Origin of the sequence: Pseudomonas sp. GM25, from assembly GCF_000282255.1 — a bacterium.
GTDB classification, from domain to species: Bacteria; Pseudomonadota; Gammaproteobacteria; order Pseudomonadales; family Pseudomonadaceae; genus Aquipseudomonas; species Aquipseudomonas aphyarum.
In genome coordinates, this window is sequence record NZ_AKJQ01000047.1 from 86,111 (window position 1) to 107,780 (window position 21,670).

The window sequence follows — 21,670 nt, forward strand, 5'->3', positions numbered from 1 at the left end:
GTTTAAGCCTGTTCCAACTTGGTTTCAACACGGGTTGCGGAAGCAGGGATCTTCCCGGCCGCTACCAGACGCTTGTGCTGCTCGGCTTCGATGCGCTCGATTGTTTCAACCGGCACCATGTAGCCCTGATCGTCACGTGCTGCGTGGATCACGAAGTAGATGACAGTGCCGGCCAGGCTGGCGATCGCCAACCACCAGATGTGCCAGATCATCGCGAAACCGAACACGGTCAGCAGTGCGCCCATCACCACGCCAGTGGCGGTGTTGTTCGGCATGTGGATCGGTTCGTACTTGGCTGGTGCCTTGTACGCGGTACCGTTTTCCTTGGCCTCGGTGAACGGATCGATGCAGTCTGCTTTTGGCAGTACAGCGAAGTTGTAGAACGGAGGTGGCGACGAGGTCGACCATTCCAGGGTATGGGCATTCCACGGGTCACCGTGTTCGCACATGTTTTCCGGCTTGTTGCGGTCACGCACCGACACGTACAGCTGGATCAGCTGGCAGGCGATACCCACAGCGATCATCACCGCACCGAACATGGCAACGTACAGGTACGGTACCCACTCAGGGTTGGTGGTGGCGTTCAGACGACGGGTCATGCCCATGAAGCCCAGAGCGTAGAGCGGCATGAACGCGACGAAGAAGCCCGAGATCCAGAACCAGAACGCTGCTTTACCCCAGCCTTCGTGCAGCTTGAAGCCGAACGCTTTCGGGAAGTAGAAGCCGAAGCCTGCGATGTAGCCGAATACCGCGCCGCCGATGATCACGTTGTGGAAGTGAGCGATCACGAACAGGCTGTTGTGCAGAACGAAGTCAGCACCCGGGATGGCCAGCAGTACGCCGGTCATGCCGCCGATGGCGAAGGTCACCATGAAGCCCAGGGTCCACAGAACCTGGCTGGTGAAGCGCAGACGGCCCTGGTAGATGGTGAACAGCCAGTTGAACAGTTTCACACCCGTCGGGATGGAAATCAGCATCGTCGCCAGACCGAAGAAGGCGTTGACGCTGGCACCCGAACCCATGGTGAAGAAGTGGTGCAGCCAAACCATGAAGCCCAGTACCGAGATCGCGCCGGAGGCGTAGATCATCGAGTGGTGGCCGAACAGTTTCTTGCCGGTGAAGGCCGAGATGACTTCCGAGAAAATGCCGAACGCCGGCAGGATCAGGATGTAAACCTCAGGGTGGCCCCATGCCCAGAACAGGTTGACGTACATCATTGGATTGCCACCAAGTTCATTGGTGAAAATGTGGAAATCCATGTAACGGTCAAGGGTCAGCAGTGCCAGGGTAGCGGTCAGGATCGGGAACGAAGCCACGATCAGAACGTTTGCCCAGGTGCAGGTCCAGGTGAAGATCGGCATGTCCATCAGTTTCATGCCAGGGGTACGCATTTTCAGCACGGTCGCGAGGAAGTTAACCCCGGTTAACGTTGTACCCAGACCCGATAGCTGTAGCGCCCAGATGTAGTAGTCCATCCCCACGCCAGGGCTGTATTGCAGACCCGACAGCGGTGGATAGGCAACCCAGCCGGTCTTGGCGAATTCGCCGACGCCCAGGGACAGGTTGATCAGCACGACGCCGGACACCAGCAGCCAGAAGCTCAGGGAGTTCAGGAACGGGAACGCAACGTCACGCGCGCCGATCTGCAGCGGCACTGCAAGGTTCATCAGGCCGGTGAAGAATGGCATCGCCATGAAGATGATCATGATCACACCGTGAGCGGTGAAGATCTGGTCATAGTGTTCAGGTGGCAGGTAGCCAGGCGAACCCTCGGTGGCCATGGCCAGCTGGGTACGCATCATGATGGCGTCGGCAAAACCGCGCAGCAGCATGACCATGGCGACGATGATGTACATCACGCCGATTTTCTTGTGGTCGACCGACGTCAGCCACTCGGTCCACAGGTAAGTCCACTTCTTGAAGTAGGTGATTGCAGCGAACAACGCCAGACCACCGAGCGCGATCATCGAGATGGTGACCATCACGATCGGCTCGTGGAAAGGGATCGCTTCCCAACTTAATTTACCAAACATCGTTTACTCCTCTGCCCCGGCAGCTGAATGCGAATTCGAGTCCATATCCGTTGCCGCCACTTCTTTCTCTTTCTTCTCGTGCCTCAGCGGCTTGCCCGGTTTCATGCCTTCGTACTTGTCGACGATGGTCTGGAACAGGTTCGGCGTGACCGAGGAGTAGAGCTCGACTGGATTGTTCTGGCTTGGCTTGGCAAGGGCTGCGTATTCAGCTGGTTCAAGCTGTTTAGGTGCCTTTTTGACTTCACTTACCCAGGCGTCGAAATCTTCCTGAGAAGTTGCGATCGCTTTGAATTTCATACCGGTGAAACCAGCGCCGCTGTAGTTGGCGGAGATACCGTCCATTTCAGCGTTGCGGTCAGCGATCAGGTGCAGCTTGGTGGTCATGCCCGCCATCGCGTAGATCTGGCCGCCCAGGCCCGGGATGAAGAACGAGTTCATCACCGCGTCCGAAGTGATCCGGAAGTTAACTGGCGTGTGCGCCGGGAATACGATCTTGTTGACCGTGGCGATGCCTTGTTCCGGGTAGATGAACAGCCACTTCCAGTCCAGCGCGACCACTTCGATGGTCACAGGCTTGACGTCGGATTCGATCGGACGATACGGATCCAGCGAGTGGGTCGACTTGTAGGTGATGTAACCCAGGGCAATGATGATCAGGACCGGAATGGTCCAGACTGCCACTTCGATCTTGGTCGAGTGCGACCATTTCGGGGTGTAGACGGCGTTCTTGTTGGAGGCGCGGTACTTCCAGGCGAACAGGAAGGTCATGACGATGACCGGCACAACGACCAACAGCATCAGCAGCGTGGCGGTGATGATCAGGTTGCGCTGTTCCAGGCCGACCTGGCCCGTTGGATTGAGCAAGGTCATGTTGCAGCCTCCCAGCAACAACGTGCCGAGCAGCGGCACTAGGCCTAGTAATCTGGGGTACCTGTTTTTACTCATCTCACGACCTCTAAAGCAGCTTGCGCAATGCAGTTGGGTTTTGATCGCCAACACTTCACCCTGCCAAGGGTTGGCATTTTCTTTGGATTGAATAAGGGCCGCCCGTCGCGCGTCAGACGCTCGACAAAACCTGGGACAGCGGTCAGTTCTTATTCGAATTCGTGGTCAAAGGCCTTGTTACAGACCAATTCCATTTGGTGCGGAAAGTTGGAAGGCACCGACACCTGGGTGTCTCGCAAGCCTCTCGGCTGCTCGACACCCGACTTCCTGCTCGCCTCCTTAATAAAGGCTGAACAGTGCCGGGAATTCAGTGCGGGCGATTGTAGATAGGTAGCGCCCTATACACCATGTCTTATCCCGAAATAATTTTTATCGCTCTGAGCAACAATCCATCACCGTTTTTGCAAAAGTTCCGCATGTTATCGAAATCGATTCTCAACAAAAACACCAAAAAATGTAGGTCTATCGGCCTCAGTTCAGACAGCTCCGAGGGCTTTTTCCCACGGCGCGATCCGCGCAAAGCCCGATATGCCAAGGCTTTTGGCCATCTGCCAGAGTCTGTTAAAACTGCCTGATCCGGTACACGCGTGCAAAAACCGAAAAACGCTGAAACAGACCAATCCTTTTTTGTAACAGCACTCCAATCCGGACCTGTGAAACGCGCTGCGACAGGGCGTGTGTGACAACATGTCGCACACCTGTCGCACCCTTCCTTGCCGTTCGTCACGGTGTTTTCACACAGACCCTGAAATGCAAAACGCCTCGATTTGCGTCACCACAAATCGAGGCGTTTGTTTTATCGGCGCACGCGCCGAAAAGTTGATTCAGCGCAACGCTTTTCGGTTACGCGAGGTCAGCAGCGGCACCAGGATCACCACCAGCACGAAGGCCACGAGTGCCCATTGCGCCAGCGACAGGCCGAGGATCGGCGGGTACGGCGTCGAGCAGAAACCGTCGACCTGGAAGCCCAGCGGGAAGATCTTCGCCAGCGGCAGGTCATCGACGATCGGCTGCAACACATCGATGCCGCAGCTCACCGCCGGATAGAACTGGGTGTACACGTGATGCCCGGCGACACCGGCCCCGGCGATGGCACAAATCACCACCAGCACCTCGAACACCGTGATGCTGCGCCGGGTGCGCATGGCCGCGCCGATGAACGCGAACAGCGCGATCAACAGCAACGCATAACGCTGCAGGATGCACAGCGGGCATGGCGCCTCGCCCAGCACGATCTGCATGTACAGCGCGCCGCCGATCAGCGCCAGGCAGATGATGCCCAGCAACACCAGATAGCGCCGCTCACGTCCCAATCGAATCGTTTCCTCGCTCATCGCGTTTCCCTTTCATGTCCATGGTTCAGCTGGCCGGCGGCTGCGCTTGCAGTTGCGCCATCAGGCTGATGTTGTCTTCGATATGCCAATTGGCCGCGATGCGACCGTTGTCGATCTGATAGATATCGGTTGCCCGGAAGTCTACACGCTGGCCCTGCCCTTTGAGAGCCTTGAACGTGCCGGTGAAATGCCCGCGAAAGCGCAGATGCACCACCACGCGATCCCCGGCGACGATCATTTGCTCGATCTCGCAACTCAAGTCCGGCACCGCCGTGCGAAAGAACTTCGACGCCAGCAGCGGCCCGGTCGGCCCTTGCACCCGGCCTTCCGGTGGGGTCTTGTCGACGAACTGCGGCGACAGGGCGGCGGTGGCCAACGCCTCTTCGCCCGAGTTCCAGAAACTGCCGTAACGCCGCGCCGCCAGTTCCATCGCATCTCGCTGGGCCTTGGGCAGGCTCTGATCGACGATCAGGGTCTGGGGTTCGATCAAGGTGGATTCGGCGAACGCGAACGGACTGGACAGCAAGGCAACCGACAGGCCCAACGTGGCCAGGCTGAAACGACGGGAAGAGGCAAAGTGCGACATGGGGGCGATCCTGATCATGTAAACGAACGAGCGCCTATCATCAGCATCGAGGAATAAACGATAAACCGGTTAAGAAACGATTAACCTTTAAACAGAATTTAAGAATCAGGGCCGAGTAATGGCCTTCGCGAGCAAGCTCGCTCCCACAAGAATCGACGTCGTATACACATTCTGTGAACGACGCCGGACCTGTGGGAGCGAGCTTGCTCGCGATTGAAGGCGACTCGGTTCCGGATTATTCCAGAGCAGCAGCCGGCCCGAAGAACTCGTAACGGCTCTGCTTCTCCGGCACACCCAGTGCCTTCAGGTGACGCTTGATCGCCCCCATGAAACCTTTCGGCCCAAGGAAGTAAGCGTCCACATCACGCTCCGCCGGCAGCCACTCGCCCAGTTGCTCCTCGCTCAACAACCCGACCTTGTCCGCCGCCGGGCTCACGCCGTCATCTTCGGCGTAGCAATAGAAGCGTTTGAGTTGCGGATGACGCGCGGCCAGACCATCGATCCAGTCACGGAACGCATGCACGCTGCCGTTGCGCGCACTGTGGATGAAGTACACCGGACGCTCGGTTTCCAGCGCCGCTTCCAGCATCGCCAGCGTCGGAGTGATGCCGACGCCGCCGCTGATCAGCACCAGCGGTTTGTCGCTGGCAGTCAGGGTGAACTCGCCCGATGGCGGGAACAGCTGAATGCTGGCGCCGACATGCAGTTGATCGTGCAGGTAATTGGAGGCACGGCCGCCCGGTTCGCGTTTGACGCTGATGCGGTACTGGCCTTTGTTGGCCAGGGCCGACAGCGAGTAGTTGCGGCGAATTTCTTCGCCGTCGAGGATCAACTTCATGCCGATGTATTGGCCTGGTTCGGCTGCGAGGATCGGGCCCTTGTCCGCCGGCTCGAAGTAGAACGAAATGATTTCCGCGCTCTCCTCGACCTTGGCCGCGACGATGAACTCCCGCGCCCCGCGCCAGCCGCCGACGGCTTGCTCTTTCTGGTCATAAATGGCGGTTTCGGCGCCGATCAGGATCTCGGCCAGTTGACCGTAGGCAGCGCCCCATGCGCTCATCACTTCTGGCGTGGCGATTTCTTCGCCGAGCACTTCGGAGATCGCGCGCAGCAGGCAGGTGCCAACGATCGGGTAATGTTCCGGCAGGATCTGCAATGCCACGTGCTTGTTGATGATCTTCGCCACCAGATCGCCCAACTGGTCGAGTTGATCGATGTGACGGGCGTACATCAACACGCCGTTTGCCAGGGCGCGGGGCTGATCACCGCTGGCCTGGTGGGCCTGGTTGAACAGCGGGCGGACTTCCGGGTACTCGGAAAGCATCATGCGGTAGAAATGGGTGATCAGCGCTTCACCGCCGCTTTCCAGCAGAGGCACAGTGGATTTGACGATGGCACGATCCTGGACGCTAAGCATAAGGGTGACTCCTGAGCTTTCTCTAAAAGTGCCTTATCCATTCCAGTATTCGTGCCAACTATTTTTTCTATACAAATCAATAGCTTGAAAATTATGTAGTCAGATCGACACAAGCACCTCTATAGTCGCTTCGACTACAACATGTCTCTTTGACTACAAGCCTATGTCCGCCAAATCATTGCTCACCGCCCTGCTCCCACTGGTCTCCGACCTGTCCCGCGAACTGCCCGAAGGCGAGCGCTACCGACGGCTGCTCGAAGCCATGCGCGCCCTGCTGCCCTGCGATGCCGCCGCACTGCTGCGCCTCGACGGTGAATGGCTGGTGCCGCTCGCTGTCGACGGCTTGAGTACCGACACCCTCGGCCGCCGCTTCAAGGTCAGCGAACACCCGCGCTTTGAAGTGCTGCTGGCCGGCGAAGGGCCGACCCGTTTCGCCGCCGACAGCGACTTGCCCGATCCGTATGACGGACTGGTCGACGGCCTCGACGATCACCTCGAAGTTCACGACTGCCTCGGGTGTCCGTTGTTCGTCGATGAAAAGCTTTGGGGCCTGATTACCCTCGACGCGCTCGATCCGGAGCGTTTCGAACCGATCGAACTCGATGCCCTGCAAGCCTTTGCCAGCCTCGCCTCGGCGACGGTCAACGCCGCCGAACGCATCGAGCGTCTGGCGACCCGTGCCGAGGACGAACACCAGCGCGCCGAGGTCTATCGCCAGGCCAGCGGTCAGCAGAACCGCGAAATGATCGGCCAGAGCAAGGCCCACAAACGGCTGGTGGAAGAAATCAATCTGGTGGGCGGCAGCGACCTGACCGTGCTGATCACCGGGGAAACCGGGGTCGGCAAGGAACTGGTGGCCCAGGCCATTCACGCTGCCTCCAAGCGCGCCGACAAGCCGATCATCAGCCTCAACTGCGCGGCCCTGCCGGACACGCTGGTGGAAAGCGAACTGTTCGGCCACGTGCGCGGCGCCTTCACCGGCGCCACCAGCGACCGACGCGGCAAGTTCGAACTGGCCAACGGCGGCACGCTGTTTCTCGATGAAGTCGGCGAGTTGTCGCTGACCGTCCAGGCCAAGCTGTTGCGGGTTTTGCAGAGCGGCCAGTTGCAGCGTCTGGGTTCGGACAAGGAGCATCAGGTCGACGTGCGCCTGATCGCCGCGACCAACCGCGACCTGGCCGAAGAAGTGCGCAGCGGCTGCTACCGCGCCGACTTTTACCATCGCCTAAGCGTGTACCCGTTGCGGGTGCCGGCGCTGCGTGACCGGGGGCGCGATGTGTTGTTGCTCAGCGGTTATTTCTTGGAACAGAACCGCTCGCGCATGGGCCTCAACAGCCTGCGCCTGAACAGCGACGCCCAGGAGGCGTTGCTGGCCTACACCTGGCCGGGCAACGTGCGGGAGCTGGAACACTTGATCGGACGCAGCGCGCTCAAGGCGCTGGGCAACTGCAAGGTGCGGCCGAAGATTCTCAGCCTGAGCGCGATAGACCTCGATCTGCCCCGCGAGGTTGTGGATAACTCGCCGATGCCGTCCGAAGTGACTGCCGCCCCGCCATTGATCAGCGGTGACCTGCGTGCAGCCACCGAGCAGTATCAGCGGCAGTTGATCAGTGCAGCGCTTGAGCGCAATCAGGACAACTGGGCCAGTGCCGCGCGTGAACTGGGGCTGGACCGGGCGAACCTGGGGCGGATGGCGAAGCGGTTGGGGATGAAATAGAAGTCCCGCCGTCGGATTGGCGCCAGAATCCCTAAAGCCTGCGGGTTACAAGTCGATAACCCGGCATCGATACCTGCTGGCGATCCGTGCGATCGCCGCTCACCTTTTTCCACAGAAGGTTTTTATGTCTTCCAACAAAGCCCGCGCAGATTCACTTTCGCTTCTGCTGTTTACCTTGCGCAGCGGCAAGCTGATGGCGATCAACCTGCTGAAGGTCAGTGAAATCATCCCCTGCCCGCCGCTGACCAAGCTGCCGGAGTCGCACCCGCACGTCAAAGGCATCGCCACCCTGCGCGGTGCTTCGCTGTCGGTGATCGACCTGAGCCGCGCCATCGGCGAGCGGCCGCTGGAAGACCCGAACGGCGGCTGCCTGATCGTCACCGACGTCAGCCGTTCGAAACAGGGCCTGCACGTGCAGGCGGTGAGCAAGATCGTGCATTGCCTGACCACCGACATCAAACCGCCGCCGTTCGGTTCCGGCGGTTCGCGCGCCTACATCACTGGCGTGACCTCGGTGGACGGCACGCTGGTGCAGGTGCTGGACATCGAAAAAGTCATCCACGGCATCGCCCCGGCGCAGATCGAAATGGCCCCGACCGAGCTGAGCATGGAAGACGCCGAAGTCTTGGGCAACGCGCGGATTCTGGTGGTCGACGACAGCCAGGTGGCGCTGCAGCAATCGGTGCACACCCTGCGCAACCTCGGCCTGCAATGCCACACCGCGCGCAGCGCCAAGGAAGCCATCGACTGCCTGCTGGATCTGCAAGGCACGGCGCAGCAAATCAACCTGATCGTCTCCGACATCGAAATGTCCGAGATGGACGGCTACGCCTTCACCCGCACCCTGCGCGAGACGCCGGACTTCGCCCACCTCTACGTGCTGCTGCACACCTCGCTGGACAGCGCGATGAACAGCGAAAAAGCCCGCCTTGCCGGCGCCAACGGTGTGCTGACCAAGTTCTCCTCACCCGAGCTGACCCACTGCCTGATCGAAGCGGCCAAATTCGTCGCGGCTCAGGGCCACTGAGTCTTGAGCGAGACGTTCTGCTTCCTGATGCGGCGCGACCTGAGCCAGGACGTGCCAGCCATCGAATGGCCGAACGGTATCGAACTCACAACCTACAGCGCCGAACGCGCATCCGCCGTGCATGAACTGATGCAAATCGGCTACCGCGAAGGCGGTGGTCGAGTGCCGGCGCTGGACGTCTGGCAACAGCAGTTCGAGAGCGATCCGGAATACGATCCGGCACTGTGTTTCATCGCCAGCGATGCCGACGGCGTCATCGGCGTGGCGCAATGCTGGACCAGTTCCTACATCAAGAATCTGGTGGTGCATCCTCGCGCCCAGGGCCGTGGACTGGGTCGGGCGTTGTTGCTTCATGCGTTCAAAGCGTTTCAGGATCGACGCGAAGGATATGTCGACCTGAAGGTGCTGGAAGACAACCGGCGAGCGCAGCGCTTGTACGAAATGTCTGGAATGTATGTGGTTCGCCGGGAATTGGTGCCGGACTGACAAACTAAAATCCTGCGGCATACTCCAACCTTGGCGATCAACTTCCAAGGATGCCCGAACCATGAAACGCCTCGCCCTCTCCGTGCTTTGCCTCATCGCCCCGTTGGCCCACGCCTCCAGCCCCGATGCCTGGGCGGCCTACGACAAAACCGTGCTCGCCAGCTGCACCAAGGCCAGCGGCCTGAAAAACGCCAAACCGGTCGGCAACGCCGCGCAATTCGATGACCGCGTCGGCTACACCGCCCTGTTGCTGCAAGGCCAGTACCCGCAAAAACACATGAAGGGCCAGCAAGGCACCGAGCTGTGCCTGTACAACAAAAAGTCGAAAACCGCGTTCGTCACCGAATGGGACTCGATCCGCCCGACCGCCAAACCCTGAGCGAATGGCGCACAACTTGCTTCACTCCGGGCCTGTACGGCGGCTTTATGTCGCCGATTCACACCCTGATTGAAGAATGCCCGCTCAATGAATACGACCTTTTCCTGCGTAGGTTGCGGCAAATGCTGCACCGATCACCATGTGCCCCTGACCCTGGCCGAAGCCCGCATGTGGGCGGCCGACGGCGGTCAGGTGATCGTGCTGGTGGAGGCGTTTCTCGCCAACGGCCTGGGCCTGCCGGAACAGCAGCGCGAGCATGCGCAACGGCGTTCGGCGGTGGTGCGCAGCGGAATGTCCGACGCCCATGTGGCAATCACTTTCGCCGCCTACAACGTCGGGCCCTGCCGGAATCTTGACGAAGACAAGCTGTGCCGCATCTACGAGCGCCGGCCGCTGGTGTGCCGCATCTATCCCGCCGAAATCAATCCGCACATCCCGCTCAACCCTGCCGCCAAGGACTGCCCGCCGGAGTCGTGGGAGCAAGGGCCGGACCTGATCGTCGGCGGTGAACTGGTGGATCAGGAACTGGTGACGCTGATCCAGCGCTCGCGTCAAGCGGATCGCGATGACATCCGGATCAAGGATGCGATCTGCGGCTTGCTCGGCATTCGCACCACCGCGCTCAAGGGCGACGGCTTTACCGCTTACCTGCCGGACATGGGCGCGTTTGCCTCGGTGATCGATCAGGTCACGGCACAACCGTTGAATGCTGGTCACAGCGAATGGCTGTTCCATGTTTCCGGCGACGACATCGCCGGGCAAGTACGGGCGGCCGGCGCACACGTGGTGTCCGAACCGCCGCAGACCTACGCGTTCATTTCACTGCGAGCAGCCTAAGCGCCCTGCCGCCGCCCCCAGAATTCCCGCGCGAGCGAACGCAAATCCCCCGCCAGCCCCGCCACATCCTGTGAGTTGAGCTGGCTCTGGCGCCCCTCATCCACCGTCAATTCACAGGCCGTGCGAATACTGACGATGTTACGGTTGATGTCCTCACTCACCGCGCTCTGCTCTTCAACCGCCGCCGCAATCTGCAGACTCATCTCGGTAATCTGCTCGACCCGCCCGCTGATCCCGTCCAAGGCCTGTGCCGCACGCTGCGCCTGCTCGACACTGTTATCCACATGCTCGCTGCTCTGCTGCATGACCAGCACCGCATCCCGCGCGCCGTTTTGCAGGGTGCTGATCATCCGTTGAATTTCGTTGGTCGATTGCTGAGTGCGCTGAGCCAGCCCCCGCACCTCATCGGCCACCACCGCAAACCCGCGCCCGGCATCCCCGGCCCGCGCCGCTTCAATTGCTGCGTTGAGCGCCAGCAGATTGGTCTGTTCGGCGATGCTGCGAATCACCTCCAGCACCCCGGAAATCTCGCTGCTGTGGCCTTCGAGCTGATGAATCACCTCGGTCGCCCGCCCCAACTCCTCGGCCAGCCGCAACACCGCACTGCGGCTCTCGCCGACCAGCAGATGCCCTTCACGGGTTTCCGTCCCAGCCATATCCGCCGCCACCGACGCCTGCTGCGCATGGCTGGCGACCTCGGCCACACTGGCCGCCATCTGATGAATCGCCGCCGCCACCTGATCGGTTTCCGCCTGCTGCGCTAGCGTGCTGGTGTGACTGCTGTGCAGATGATCCACCAACTGCGCCGCATGCCCGGCCAGCCGCTGCGACGCATCACCGATCCGCCCGACCACCGCGCCGACCTGCGCTTCCAGCATCTGCAACGCAAACTCGATCTGCCCGAACTGATCCCGCCGCCCGGTATAAATGCCCTGACTCAACGGGTTGTCGGCAATCACCCGCGCACGCTCGGTCAGACGTTCCAGCGGACGCAATAACCAACCCACGCCCAGCGCACATGCGCCACTGCCGGCCACCAGCGCTGCGGCTTCGATGCCCAGAGACTCCGGCCGCAGCCAGGCTTCAATCCCCAGCACCACCGCCAACACCGAACTGGTCAACGCCATGATCTTCGCCCGCAAACTCAGGCTCGGCAGCCGCTGCCAACGCGCCACCCGCCCCTCGCGCAACTGCGCATACGCCCGCTCCGCCGCCGCAATCTGCCGCGCATCCGGCCGCGTGCGCACCGACTGATACTCCACCGCCGCACCGTTCTGCGTGACCGGCGTGACATAGGCACTGACCCAGTAGTGATCACCGTTCTTGCAGCGATTCTTCACCAGCCCCATCCACGACCGCCCGCGCTTGAGCGTCTGCCACATATGGGCAAACGCCTGCGCGGGCATGTCCGGATGACGCAGCAAATTGTGCGGCGCACCCAGCAGCTCGTCGCGGCTGTAACCGCTGATCTTGATGAAATCGTCGTTGGCGTAGGTGATCGCGCTGGTCAGATCGGTGGTCGAGAGAATGTTCGCATCCGGCGCAACATCGACATTGCGCCCGGTCACCGGGAGATTGATCTTCATGGAAAGCGCGCTCGTTTTATTGGAAAGAGTCGGCAGGGCTGCTGACTCTAAGCGCACTAACTGGTTAAACGTTGATCTGGCTCAGGAACTGAGCAATTAGCCATCACTGTGACCGAAAATCACAGCGACGGCCGAGGCGGGAATGAATCAGCGCTTGCCCATCGAACGGCGAGTGCCCGAAGGCGCTACACCCGGAATCTTGGCATGACGATCACCGTCCTTGCCCTTGAACTGCGGCTGCTTGGCCGCTTTGGCAGCCGCCAGCTCACCTGGCTTGAACGGAAACTTGAACGCAGGAATGGCCGGCTTGGATTCACCGGCCTCGGCCAGCTCTGCCGGGACATCGCTCACAGCGTTGTCGATTGGGGAAGTCATGAAAGCTCCGCAAAGCAAAAAGTCCGGCCCGGTGGACGAGCCGCGAAAGCGCGCAGTATACCTGCGTGTGCGGAGTTTAAAGAGTCCCAAAAAGGATACGACCAGTGCCTTTTTGGGACAGGTCGACTAACGGATCACGTCTCCCACAACCCAAAAGCACTACAGCAACAAACGGTACACCCAACACATTTCCAAACATCCGAAAATGGAACGCGGAGCGTCCCGGGCTGCATTCCCACGCGGAGCGTGGGAACGATCAAAGCAAAAGCAGTCCGTTTTCTGCTTCTGTCTTCAGCTTTCCGCTCTCCGCTCTTCACCACTCAACACAATGAGCGTTAGCTCGAGTACCGCTCTTGACGTGCCGGCCCCATCGGAAGGCTGAGTGGAGGGATTTATCCGGGGGTGGGAGCGCAGCGACCGTGCGGCGAAGCCGCATGCATCGAGAGGAGGTGCAGCGAAGCAAACCGTAGGCGATGCCCCCGGATGAATCCCGGAACGAAGGAACGCCGAGCCACAGCGAGGCGCCGAACGCAGGGGCCAAGCCTTTTGCTTACTTTTCGGCGTTTGGAAAAGTGAGCCGCTGTAAGAGCGGAACCGCCAGCCGCAACACCCGAAAAAACGGATATACACACAACCCAAAACCAGCATGGTCGGCCCAAAGGCCGCCAAGTCAAAAGCCGAAACTGACAGCGCCGTCAGTTAGCCGTCACCCTCCTGACCCCCAAACAAGTTTATAAAGAACCAACCTGCCCAAACCCCGTCCCCCTGGCGCCCCACAAGCATGCAAACCCAGAAGAAAAAGGCCCTGCTCGCCACCCTGCTGATCGCCCTCGCAGCCACCGGCCTGTGGTATGCGATAAAACCCGCACCGGCCAAACTCGCAGCCCCCACCGCCATCCCGGTGCGGGTCGTCGCCGTCAGCGAAAAAGACGTCCCCCGCTACACCAGCGGCATCGGCTCGGTCCTCTCGCTGCACAGCGTCGTGGTGCGCCCACAAATCGACGGCATCCTCACCAAGCTCCTGGTCAAGGAGGGCCAACTGGTGAAACAGGGCGACCTGCTCGCCACCATCGACGACCGCTCGATCCGCGCCAGCCTCGACCAGGCCCGAGCACAACTGGGCGAAAGCCAGGCGCAACTGCAAGTCGCCCTGGTCAACCTCAAGCGCTACAAACTGCTCAGCGTCGACGACGGCGTCTCCAAGCAGACCTACGACCAGCAACAGGCACTGGTCAACCAGCTCAAGGCCACCGCCCAAGGCAACCAGGCTTCGATTGACGCAGCACAGGTACAACTTTCCTACACCCAGATTCGCTCCCCGGTCACAGGCCGCGTCGGGATTCGCACGGTCGACGAAGGCAACTTCCTGCGCATGACCGACACCCAGGGTCTGTTCACCGTAACCCAGATCGACCCGATCGCCGTCGAATTCTCCCTGCCCCAGCAAATGCTGCCGACCCTGCAAGGCCTGATCAGCGACCCGCAGCGCGCGCAGGTCAAGGCTTACATCGGCGCCGATACCGACGGCGAAACCGGCAATCTGCTGGGCGAAGGTCACCTGACCCTGATCGATAACCAGATCAACGCCAACACCGGCACCATCCGCGCCAAGGCCGAATTCGACAACCCCAACCAGAAACTCTGGCCCGGCCTGCTGGTGACGGTAAAGATTCAGACAGCGCTGGATAAAGATGCGCTGGTGGTTCCGCCCACCGTCGTACAACGCGGCCTCGATCAACACTTCGTGTACCGGGTCAACGGCGACAAGGTTGAAGCCGTGCAGGTGCAGATGGTTTACCAGGGCAGCGGCCAGGACATCATCAAGGGCGTGAAGCCCGGCGACGTATTGGTCAGTGACGGCCAGTCACGGCTCAAGCCCGGTTCGACCGTGCAGGTCATGAGCGAGCCGCCGCAGGTGGTGCAAGCGGAGCCCAAGCCATGAAGCAGCACAAAGGCGTTTCGACCTGGTGCATCGATCACCCGGTGGCGACGATTCTGCTGACCATCGCGCTGGTACTGGTCGGGGTGATTGCCTTCCCGCGCCTGCCGATTGCCCCGTTGCCGGAAGCGGAATTTCCGACGATTCAAGTCTCCGCACAATTGCCAGGCGCCAGCCCGGACACCATGGCTTCGTCCGTGGCCACGCCGCTGGAGGTGCAATTCAGCGCCATCCCCGGCATGACCCAGATGACCTCCAGCAGTGCGCTTGGCTCCAGCCTGCTGACCCTGCAATTCACCCTCGACAAGAGCATCGACACCGCCGCCCAGGAAGTGCAGGCCGCGATCAACACCGCCGCCGGCAAATTGCCGAAAGACATGCCGACCCTGCCGACCTGGAAGAAGGTCAACCCGGCCGACAGCCCGGTTCTGATCCTCAGCGTCAGCTCCACGCAAATGCCCGGCACCGAACTCAGCGACCTTGTGGAAACCCTGCTCGCGCGTCAGATCAGTCAGATCGACGGCGTAGGCCAGATCAACATCACCGGTCAGCAACGTCCGGCGATTCGTGTTCAAGCTTCGGCGGACAAACTGGCGGCCATCGGCCTGACCCTCGCCGACATTCGTGTGGCGATCCAGCAGACCAGCCTCAACCTCGCCAAAGGCGCGCTGTATGGCGAGTCGAGCATTTCCACGCTGTCGACCAACGACCAGTTGTTCCACCCCGAGGAATACAGCCAGCTCATCGTTTCCTACAAGAATGGCGCCCCGGTTCACCTCAAGGATGTCGCGAAAGTCGTCAACGGCTCGGAAGATGCCTACGTGCAGGCCTGGGCCGGCGATCGGCCGGGCGTGAACCTGGTGATCTCCCGCCAGCCCGGCGCCAACATCGTCGAAACCGTTGACCGGATTCAAGCCGCCCTGCCCGGCCTCGAAGCCATGCTGCCGGCCTCGGTGCAAGTCAAAACCCTGATCGATCGCACCCAGACCATTCGCGCCTCGCTGCATGAAGTGGAAATCACTTTGCTGATCGCGATCCTGCTGGTGGTGGCGGTGATGGCGCTGTTCCTGCGCCAGCTGTCGGCAACGATGATTGTCTCGGCGGTGCTCGGCGTATCGCTGACCGCCAGTTTCGCGTTGATGTATTTACTCGGCTTCAGTCTGAACAACCTGACGCTGGTGGCCATCGTGGTGGCGGTGGGATTCGTGGTCGACGATGCGATCGTGGTGGTGGAAAACATTCACCGACATCTCGAGGCCGGCGACAGCATGCGCGACGCTGCGATCAAGGGCGCCGGCGAGATCGGCTTCACCGTGGTCTCGATCAGTTTCTCGCTGGTGGCGGCGTTCATTCCGCTGCTGTTCATGGGCGGCGTGGTCGGGCGTTTGTTCAAGGAATTCGCCCTGACGGCCACCTCGACCATCATGATTTCCGTGGTGGTGTCGCTGACGTTGGCGCCGACACTGGCGGCGCTGTTCATGCGCAAACCGGTGCATCACGCCCATGACAAACCGGGCTTCAGCGAACGCCTGCTCGGCTGGTACGAAAAAGGCCTGCGCCGCGCTCTCGCCCACCAGAAACTGATGATCGGCGTGTTCGGCATTTCCGTCGCGCTGGCGATTGGCGGCTACGTGTTTATCCCCAAGGGTTTCTTCCCGGTGCAGGACACCGGTTTCGTCCTCGGCACTACCGAAGCCGCCGCCGATATCTCCTACAACGACATGGTGAAAAAACACCTGGCAATGGCCGAAATCGTCGCCGCCGACCCGGCCGTCCAGGCGTTTTCCCACTCGGTCGGCGTGTCCGGCAGCAACCAGACCATCGCCAACGGCCGCTTCTGGATCGCCCTGAAAAAGCGCGGTGACCGCGATGTCTCGGCCAGTCAGTTCATCGACCGCATTCGTCCGCAACTGATGAAAGTCCCCGGCATCGTGCTTTACCTGCGCGCCGGCCAGGACATCAACCTCAGTTCCGGCCCGAGCCGTGCGCAGTATCAATATGTGCTCAAGAGCAACGACGGGCCGACCCTCGCCACCTGGACCCAGAAACTCACCGAGAAACTGCGCAGCATTCCGGCGTTCCGTGACATTTCCAACGACCTGCAACTGGGCGGCAGCATCACCCACATCAGCATCGACCGCAGCGCTGCTGCGCGTTTCGGCCTGACGGCGAGTGATGTCGACGAGGCGCTGTACGACGCCTTCGGCCAGCGGCAGATCAACGAGTTCCAGACCCAGGTCAACCAGTACAACGTGATTCTGGAACTGGATACCAAACAGCGCGGCAAGGCCGAAAGCCTCAACTACTTCTACCTGCGCTCACCGCTCAGTGGGGAAATGGTGCCGCTGTCGGCGCTGGCCCGATTCGATGCGCCGACCATCGGCCCATTGTCGATTGCCCACGACGGCATGTTCCCGGCCGCCAACCTGTCGTTCAACCTTGCGCCCGGCGTGGCGCTGGGCGACGCGGTGATTCTGCTCAATCAGGCCAAGGCCGAAATCGGCATGCCGACCGCCATCAGCGGCAACTTCCAGGGCGCGGCCCAAGCGTTCCAGAGCTCGCTGAAAAGTCAGCCGTGGCTGATTCTCGCGGCGCTGGTGGCGGTGTACATCATTCTTGGCGTGCTCTACGAGAGCTTCGTCCATCCGCTGACGATCATCTCGACCTTGCCGGCAGCAGGCCTCGGCGCAGTGATCATGCTGTGGATCTGCGGCCAGGACTTTTCGATCATGGCGCTGATCGGGCTGGTGCTGCTGATCGGTATCGTCAAGAAAAACGGCATCCTGATGATCGACTTCGCCCTGGAAGCACAGCGCCATCGCGGGCTATCGCCGCAGGATGCGATTTTCGAAGCGTGTATCACGCGGTTCCGGCCGATCATCATGACCACCCTCGCCGCGCTGCTCGGCGCCCTTCCGCTGATGCTCGGTTACGGCACCGGCGCCGAACTGCGCCAACCATTGGGGATCGCAGTCGTGGGCGGCCTGCTGGTCAGCCAGATGCTGACGCTGTTCACCACGCCGGTCATATACTTGTGGCTTGAGCGGCTGTTCCACAAGCCCAAACCTGCGCCCATCGCGGCGCTGGCAACGACAGACTGAGGCGGGTCATGCGCGTTCTGATTATCGAAGACGAAGAGAAAACCGCGGACTACCTGCACCGCGGCCTGACGGAACAGGGTTACACCGTGGATCTGGCCCGCGACGGCGTCGAGGGCCTGCACCTGGCGCTGGAAAGCGACTACGCGGTGATCGTCCTCGACGTGATGCTGCCGGGCCTCGACGGCTTCGGCGTATTGCGCGCGCTGCGTGCGCGCAAGCAGACGCCGGTGATCATGCTCACCGCCCGCGAGCGGGTCGAAGACCGGATCCGAGGCCTGCGCGATGGCGCCGACGATTACCTCGGCAAACCGTTTTCCTTTCTCGAACTGGTGGCGCGACTGCAAGCGCTGACCCGGCGTAGTGGCGGCCATGAACCGGTGCAAGTGAGCATCGCCGACCTGTGGATCGACCTGATCAGCCGCAAGGCCACCCGCGCCGGCACCCGGCTGGATCTGACGGCGAAAGAGTTTTCGTTGCTCAGCGTGCTGGCTCGGCGTCAGGGCGAAATTCTCTCGAAAACCGCGATTGCCGAAATGGTCTGGGACATCAATTTCGACAGCGACGCCAACGTGGTCGAAGTCGCGATCAAGCGCCTGCGAGCCAAGCTCGACGGGCCGTTCGACGAAAAACTGCTGCACACCATCCGTGGCATGGGTTATGTGCTGGAGAGCCGTGGTGTCCAGTAATTCCATCGCCCTGCGCCTGAGCGGAATGTTCACGCTGGTGGCGCTGCTGGTGTTCCTGTTGATCGGCGGCGCGCTGTATCAACAAGTGGACAAAGGCCTGGGTCTGCTGCCGGAAGCGGAACTCGATGCGCGTTACAGTGTGCTGGAATCGGCGCTCAACCGCTATGGCACCCCCGAGCATTGGGTGAAGATCAACGCCAAGCTCAAGCTGCTCGGCGAAGAGGACAAGCGCATCCGTTTCTGGGTGGTCAGCGGCAATCCGGGCTACGAGTTCGGCGAGCCGGATGCCTTGATCCGCGCGTTTGCCCAAGGTCCGCTGGGCATGCGCGATCTGCAACTGCCCGACCATCCTTATCCGCTGAAAGTGCTGCTCACCGAACTGCCGGCCAAGGATCAGCGCCCGCCGCTGCGCTTCATGATTGGCATCGACACCGAGACCTTTCACCAGACCCAGCATCAGTTGCTGATCGCGCTGGTCAGTCTGGCGGTGATCGGCGTGCTGCTGGCCTCGGCTTTGGGTTATTGGGTGGCGCGGATCGGCCTGAAGCCGCTGATCAAACTGTCCCACGAAGCCCAGCGTCTGGCGCCGCCGTTGCGGGCCGGACGCCTGCGTCTGTCGCCGTTGCCGCCGGAACTGGAGCAGTTCGTCGATTCGTTCAACTCGACGCTGGAGCGGGTTGAACAAGCCTATTCACGGCTGGAATCCTTCAACGCCGACGTCGCCCATGAGCTGCGCTCGCCGCTGACCAACCTGATCGGCCAGACCCAGGTCGCCCTCACTCGCGGACGCTCTGCCGAGCATTATTTCGAAGTGCTGCAATCCAACCTCGAAGAACTGGAACGCCTGCGTTCGATCATCAACGACATGCTGTTCCTGGCCAGCGCCGATCAGGGCAGCAAGGCCACCAAACTGACCTCGACCTCGCTGGCCGATGAAGTGGCAACCACCCTCGAATACCTCGATTTCATCCTCGAAGATGCGCAAGTCCAGGTTCGGGTAAGCGGCGACGCGCAGGTGCAGATCGAGATCGCTCATCTGCGCCGGGCACTGATCAATCTGCTGAGCAACGCGGTGCAGCACACGGCGCCGGGACAGGTGATCGAAGTGCAGATCGCGGTCGAGGACCATCAGGTCAGCATCGGCGTGGCCAACCCCGGTTCACCGATTGCCAGTGAGCATTTGCCGCGCTTGTTCGAGCGCTTCTACCGGGTGGATGCTTCGCGTAGCAACAGCGGCAACAACCACGGCCTGGGGCTGGCGATCGTCAAGGCGATTGCGCTGATGCATGGGGGGGATGTGTTTGTGCGCAGTGATCGCGGGATGAACACTTTCGGGATTCATTTGCCGGTCTGAGGGCCGAGATCATTGCCATTCCCGCAACAGTCATTTATGAAAATCACGCTGTTTCCCAACGCCCGGCAACCTTATCTTTGCCCGCACCAAACAGCACTTGCCAAGCAAGAAGGTTTTCAAGATGTCCAACAGTATGGGTATTGCCAGCGCTTTCGTTTTGTCCTCATTGATCCTGTCGCCGATGGCGATGGCTGAAGAATCGCAGTCGTTCGTAGCGCAAAACGCCGCTCGCGCTCACGCATTCGAACAGCATCAGGCAGAAGTGATGACCAAGGCCCAAGACGCCACGCAAGCCCCTCAGGCCGCAACTTCCCAGACTCAGGCTGCAGAGAAAGACAGCTGAGTCGCGCACCGCGCAACGTTTCCCTCGACGCGGTTGTTTGGCTCTTCCCGTTCAACCGTCGTCCTTGCAGGCCGCTGATTTTCAGCGGCCTTTTTTCGTTGTGGTCTGTAAGCTGCCCGGTTCGTCTTTAACAATTAGAAACATCCCGCACCTCAAGACATTGAAGTGTCAGTTGACCCCAAGGAGCTTTACCGCACGTGCGTTACCCAGTTCGCTTCACCCCGCTGTTCATTGCAATTGCCGCAACGATTGCCCCCGCCGCCCACGCTGCCGAAGCCGAGCAACAAGATTTCGTCGAAGGCTCGAGCCTCAACCTCAACGCCCGCAACTACTACATGAACCGTAACCGTCTGCAGCAGACGGATGACAACATCGAGTGGGGCCAGGGTTTCCTCGGCAAATTCGAGTCGGGTTACACCGAAGGCACCCTCGGCTTCGGCATCGATGCCCACGCCATGCTCGGTCTGAAACTCGACGGCGGTGGCGGTACCGACAACTCCAGCATCCTGCCGGTCAGTGACGGCAGCGGCAAAGCGCCGGGCTCGTTCTCCACGGCGGGCGGCACCTTGAAGATGCGAGCGTTCGATACCGAGCTGAAGGCCGGTGACCTGTTCCTCGCCAACCCGGTGATCGCCGGTGGCGAGACGCGCATGCTGCCGCAGACCTTTCGCGGCCTCAGCCTGACCAATCACAGCTTCGACGGCTGGATGATCGAAGGCGGCCAGGCCAGTTTCACCAAGCCCTACAACCAGAGCGGCCACAAACGCATCGGCACCTCTTACGGCACCCTCGCCGACGGCGACAAGCGCCAGCACCTGAACTGGGCCGGCGTGGCCTGGAGCGGTGTCGAAGGCCTGACCAGCAGCCTGTATGCCTCCGAACTGAAGGACATCTGGAACCAGTACTACTACGACCTCGACTACACCTGGGCGCTGAACGATCTGGTAACCCTCAACCCGGGTTTGCACTTCTATCACACGCAGGACACCGGCGACGCGCTGCTGGGCAACATCGACAACAACACCTACAGCCTGCATTTCACCGTCGGCATCGGCAGCCACAGCGTCACCGCCGCGTATCAGCGGGTCAACGGCAACACGCCGTTCGATTACATCAGCCAGGGTGACAGCGTTTACCTCGACAACTCGCAGCAATACTCGGATTTCAACGGCCCGAACGAGCGCTCGTGGAAACTCAAGTACGCCTACGACTTCGCCGGCGTCGGCCTGCCGGGCCTGACCTCGTCGCTGTCCTACTCGCGCGGCACGCTGGACCTGACCAAGGCCGATCCGGACAGCAAGGGTTACGCCTCGTGGTACAGCGCCGAAGGCCGCAACGCCAAGCACTGGGAACGCGACATCGACCTCAAGTACGTGGTGCAGAGCGGCCAGGCCAAAGACCTCGCGGTGCGCCTGCAATGGGCAACCAACCGTGGCGGCAACGGTTACGGCGCGCTAGATACGGACACAGATGAATACCGTGTGATCATCGACTACCCGATCAACGTCTTCTAAGATCGGCGCTA

18 protein-coding genes and 1 pseudogene are annotated in these 21,670 nt (G+C 60.9%); 11 read left to right on the forward strand and 8 right to left on the reverse strand.

Features of this window, described 5'->3' with window-relative positions; translation table 11 throughout:
* Window positions 1-2 precede the first annotated feature (2 nt).
* From cyoB to hmpA, 5 genes are all read right to left on the reverse strand, one after another.
* The gene (cyoB, locus tag PMI24_RS19130) at window positions 3-2,033 is read right to left on the reverse strand and encodes a cytochrome o ubiquinol oxidase subunit I (protein WP_007956721.1); all 2,031 of its coding nucleotides are present in this window, start codon (window positions 2,031-2,033) and stop codon (window positions 3-5) included.
* 3 nt (window positions 2,034-2,036) lie between these two features.
* Entirely contained in the window at window positions 2,037-2,978 is a 942-nt protein-coding gene (gene cyoA / locus PMI24_RS19135) for a ubiquinol oxidase subunit II (RefSeq protein ID WP_007956722.1), read from the reverse strand.
* A gap of 824 nt (window positions 2,979-3,802) precedes the next feature.
* Window positions 3,803-4,312 carry a disulfide bond formation protein B gene (locus PMI24_RS19140; RefSeq protein ID WP_007956723.1) on the reverse strand — a complete coding sequence of 170 codons (510 nt, stop codon included), beginning with the start codon at window positions 4,310-4,312 and terminating at the stop codon, window positions 3,803-3,805.
* Window positions 4,313-4,337: 25 nt separating this feature from the next.
* The gene (locus tag PMI24_RS19145; protein WP_007956725.1) at window positions 4,338-4,898 is read right to left on the reverse strand and encodes an ester cyclase; all 561 of its coding nucleotides are present in this window, start codon (window positions 4,896-4,898) and stop codon (window positions 4,338-4,340) included.
* A gap of 235 nt (window positions 4,899-5,133) precedes the next feature.
* On the reverse strand, window positions 5,134-6,315 hold the full coding sequence (gene hmpA / locus PMI24_RS19150; protein WP_007956728.1) for an NO-inducible flavohemoprotein: 1,182 nt from the start codon (window positions 6,313-6,315) through the stop codon (window positions 5,134-5,136).
* A 163-nt stretch (window positions 6,316-6,478) separates the two neighbouring features.
* Between hmpA and norR the strand changes: the two genes are divergently transcribed.
* The 5 genes from norR (at window position 6,479) to PMI24_RS19175 (ending at window position 10,761) form a co-directional block, all read left to right on the forward strand.
* Window positions 6,479-8,032, forward strand: coding sequence for a nitric oxide reductase transcriptional regulator NorR (norR, locus tag PMI24_RS19155; RefSeq protein WP_007956729.1), 1,554 nt, complete (start codon window positions 6,479-6,481; stop codon window positions 8,030-8,032).
* A 124-nt stretch (window positions 8,033-8,156) separates the two neighbouring features.
* On the forward strand, window positions 8,157-9,059 hold the full coding sequence (locus PMI24_RS19160; RefSeq protein WP_007956731.1) for a chemotaxis protein CheV: 903 nt from the start codon (window positions 8,157-8,159) through the stop codon (window positions 9,057-9,059).
* Between the two features lie 27 nt (window positions 9,060-9,086).
* Entirely contained in the window at window positions 9,087-9,545 is a 459-nt protein-coding gene (locus PMI24_RS19165) for a GNAT family N-acetyltransferase (protein WP_045121815.1), read from the forward strand.
* A 61-nt stretch (window positions 9,546-9,606) separates the two neighbouring features.
* On the forward strand, window positions 9,607-9,924 hold the full coding sequence (locus tag PMI24_RS19170) for a hypothetical protein (protein WP_007956738.1): 318 nt from the start codon (window positions 9,607-9,609) through the stop codon (window positions 9,922-9,924).
* Between the two features lie 87 nt (window positions 9,925-10,011).
* The gene (locus PMI24_RS19175) at window positions 10,012-10,761 is read left to right on the forward strand and encodes a YkgJ family cysteine cluster protein (RefSeq protein ID WP_007956739.1); all 750 of its coding nucleotides are present in this window, start codon (window positions 10,012-10,014) and stop codon (window positions 10,759-10,761) included.
* Here the strand turns inward: PMI24_RS19175 and PMI24_RS19180 are convergent.
* The 3 genes and pseudogenes from PMI24_RS19180 to PMI24_RS19185 form a co-directional block, all read right to left on the reverse strand.
* The gene (locus PMI24_RS19180) at window positions 10,758-11,861 is read right to left on the reverse strand and encodes a methyl-accepting chemotaxis protein (protein WP_443200800.1); all 1,104 of its coding nucleotides are present in this window, start codon (window positions 11,859-11,861) and stop codon (window positions 10,758-10,760) included. The genes PMI24_RS19175 and PMI24_RS19180 overlap by 4 nt on opposite strands.
* Window positions 11,862-12,065: 204 nt before the next feature.
* Window positions 12,066-12,347: pseudogene (locus tag PMI24_RS29810) on the reverse strand (PAS domain-containing protein); the annotation flags it as partial.
* Window positions 12,348-12,494: 147 nt separating this feature from the next.
* The gene (locus PMI24_RS19185; RefSeq protein ID WP_007956741.1) at window positions 12,495-12,722 is read right to left on the reverse strand and encodes a hypothetical protein; all 228 of its coding nucleotides are present in this window, start codon (window positions 12,720-12,722) and stop codon (window positions 12,495-12,497) included.
* 781 nt (window positions 12,723-13,503) lie between these two features.
* On the opposite strand from PMI24_RS19185, the gene PMI24_RS19190 reads away from it, so the two are divergent.
* The 6 genes from PMI24_RS19190 (at window position 13,504) to PMI24_RS19215 (ending at window position 21,659) form a co-directional block, all read left to right on the forward strand.
* Entirely contained in the window at window positions 13,504-14,664 is a 1,161-nt protein-coding gene (locus PMI24_RS19190) for an efflux RND transporter periplasmic adaptor subunit (protein WP_007956742.1), read from the forward strand.
* The gene (locus tag PMI24_RS19195) at window positions 14,661-17,762 is read left to right on the forward strand and encodes a multidrug efflux RND transporter permease subunit (protein ID WP_007956743.1); all 3,102 of its coding nucleotides are present in this window, start codon (window positions 14,661-14,663) and stop codon (window positions 17,760-17,762) included. The genes PMI24_RS19190 and PMI24_RS19195 overlap by 4 nt, the downstream gene beginning before the upstream one ends.
* Before the next feature lie 8 nt (window positions 17,763-17,770).
* Complete coding sequence (locus PMI24_RS19200) at window positions 17,771-18,448, forward strand: heavy metal response regulator transcription factor (RefSeq protein ID WP_003228008.1); 678 nt, start codon at window positions 17,771-17,773, stop codon at window positions 18,446-18,448.
* Window positions 18,438-19,802 (forward strand): heavy metal sensor histidine kinase, encoded by a 1,365-nt coding sequence (locus PMI24_RS19205; RefSeq protein ID WP_007956745.1) that lies wholly within the window; start codon window positions 18,438-18,440, stop codon window positions 19,800-19,802. Before PMI24_RS19200 ends, PMI24_RS19205 begins: the two co-directional genes overlap by 11 nt.
* Before the next feature lie 121 nt (window positions 19,803-19,923).
* Entirely contained in the window at window positions 19,924-20,145 is a 222-nt protein-coding gene (locus PMI24_RS19210; RefSeq protein WP_007956747.1) for a hypothetical protein, read from the forward strand.
* Window positions 20,146-20,342: 197 nt separating this feature from the next.
* A complete protein-coding gene (locus tag PMI24_RS19215; protein ID WP_007956748.1) occupies window positions 20,343-21,659 on the forward strand; it encodes an OprD family porin in 1,317 nt (438 codons plus the stop codon).
* The last annotated feature ends 11 nt before the right edge of the window (window positions 21,660-21,670 follow it).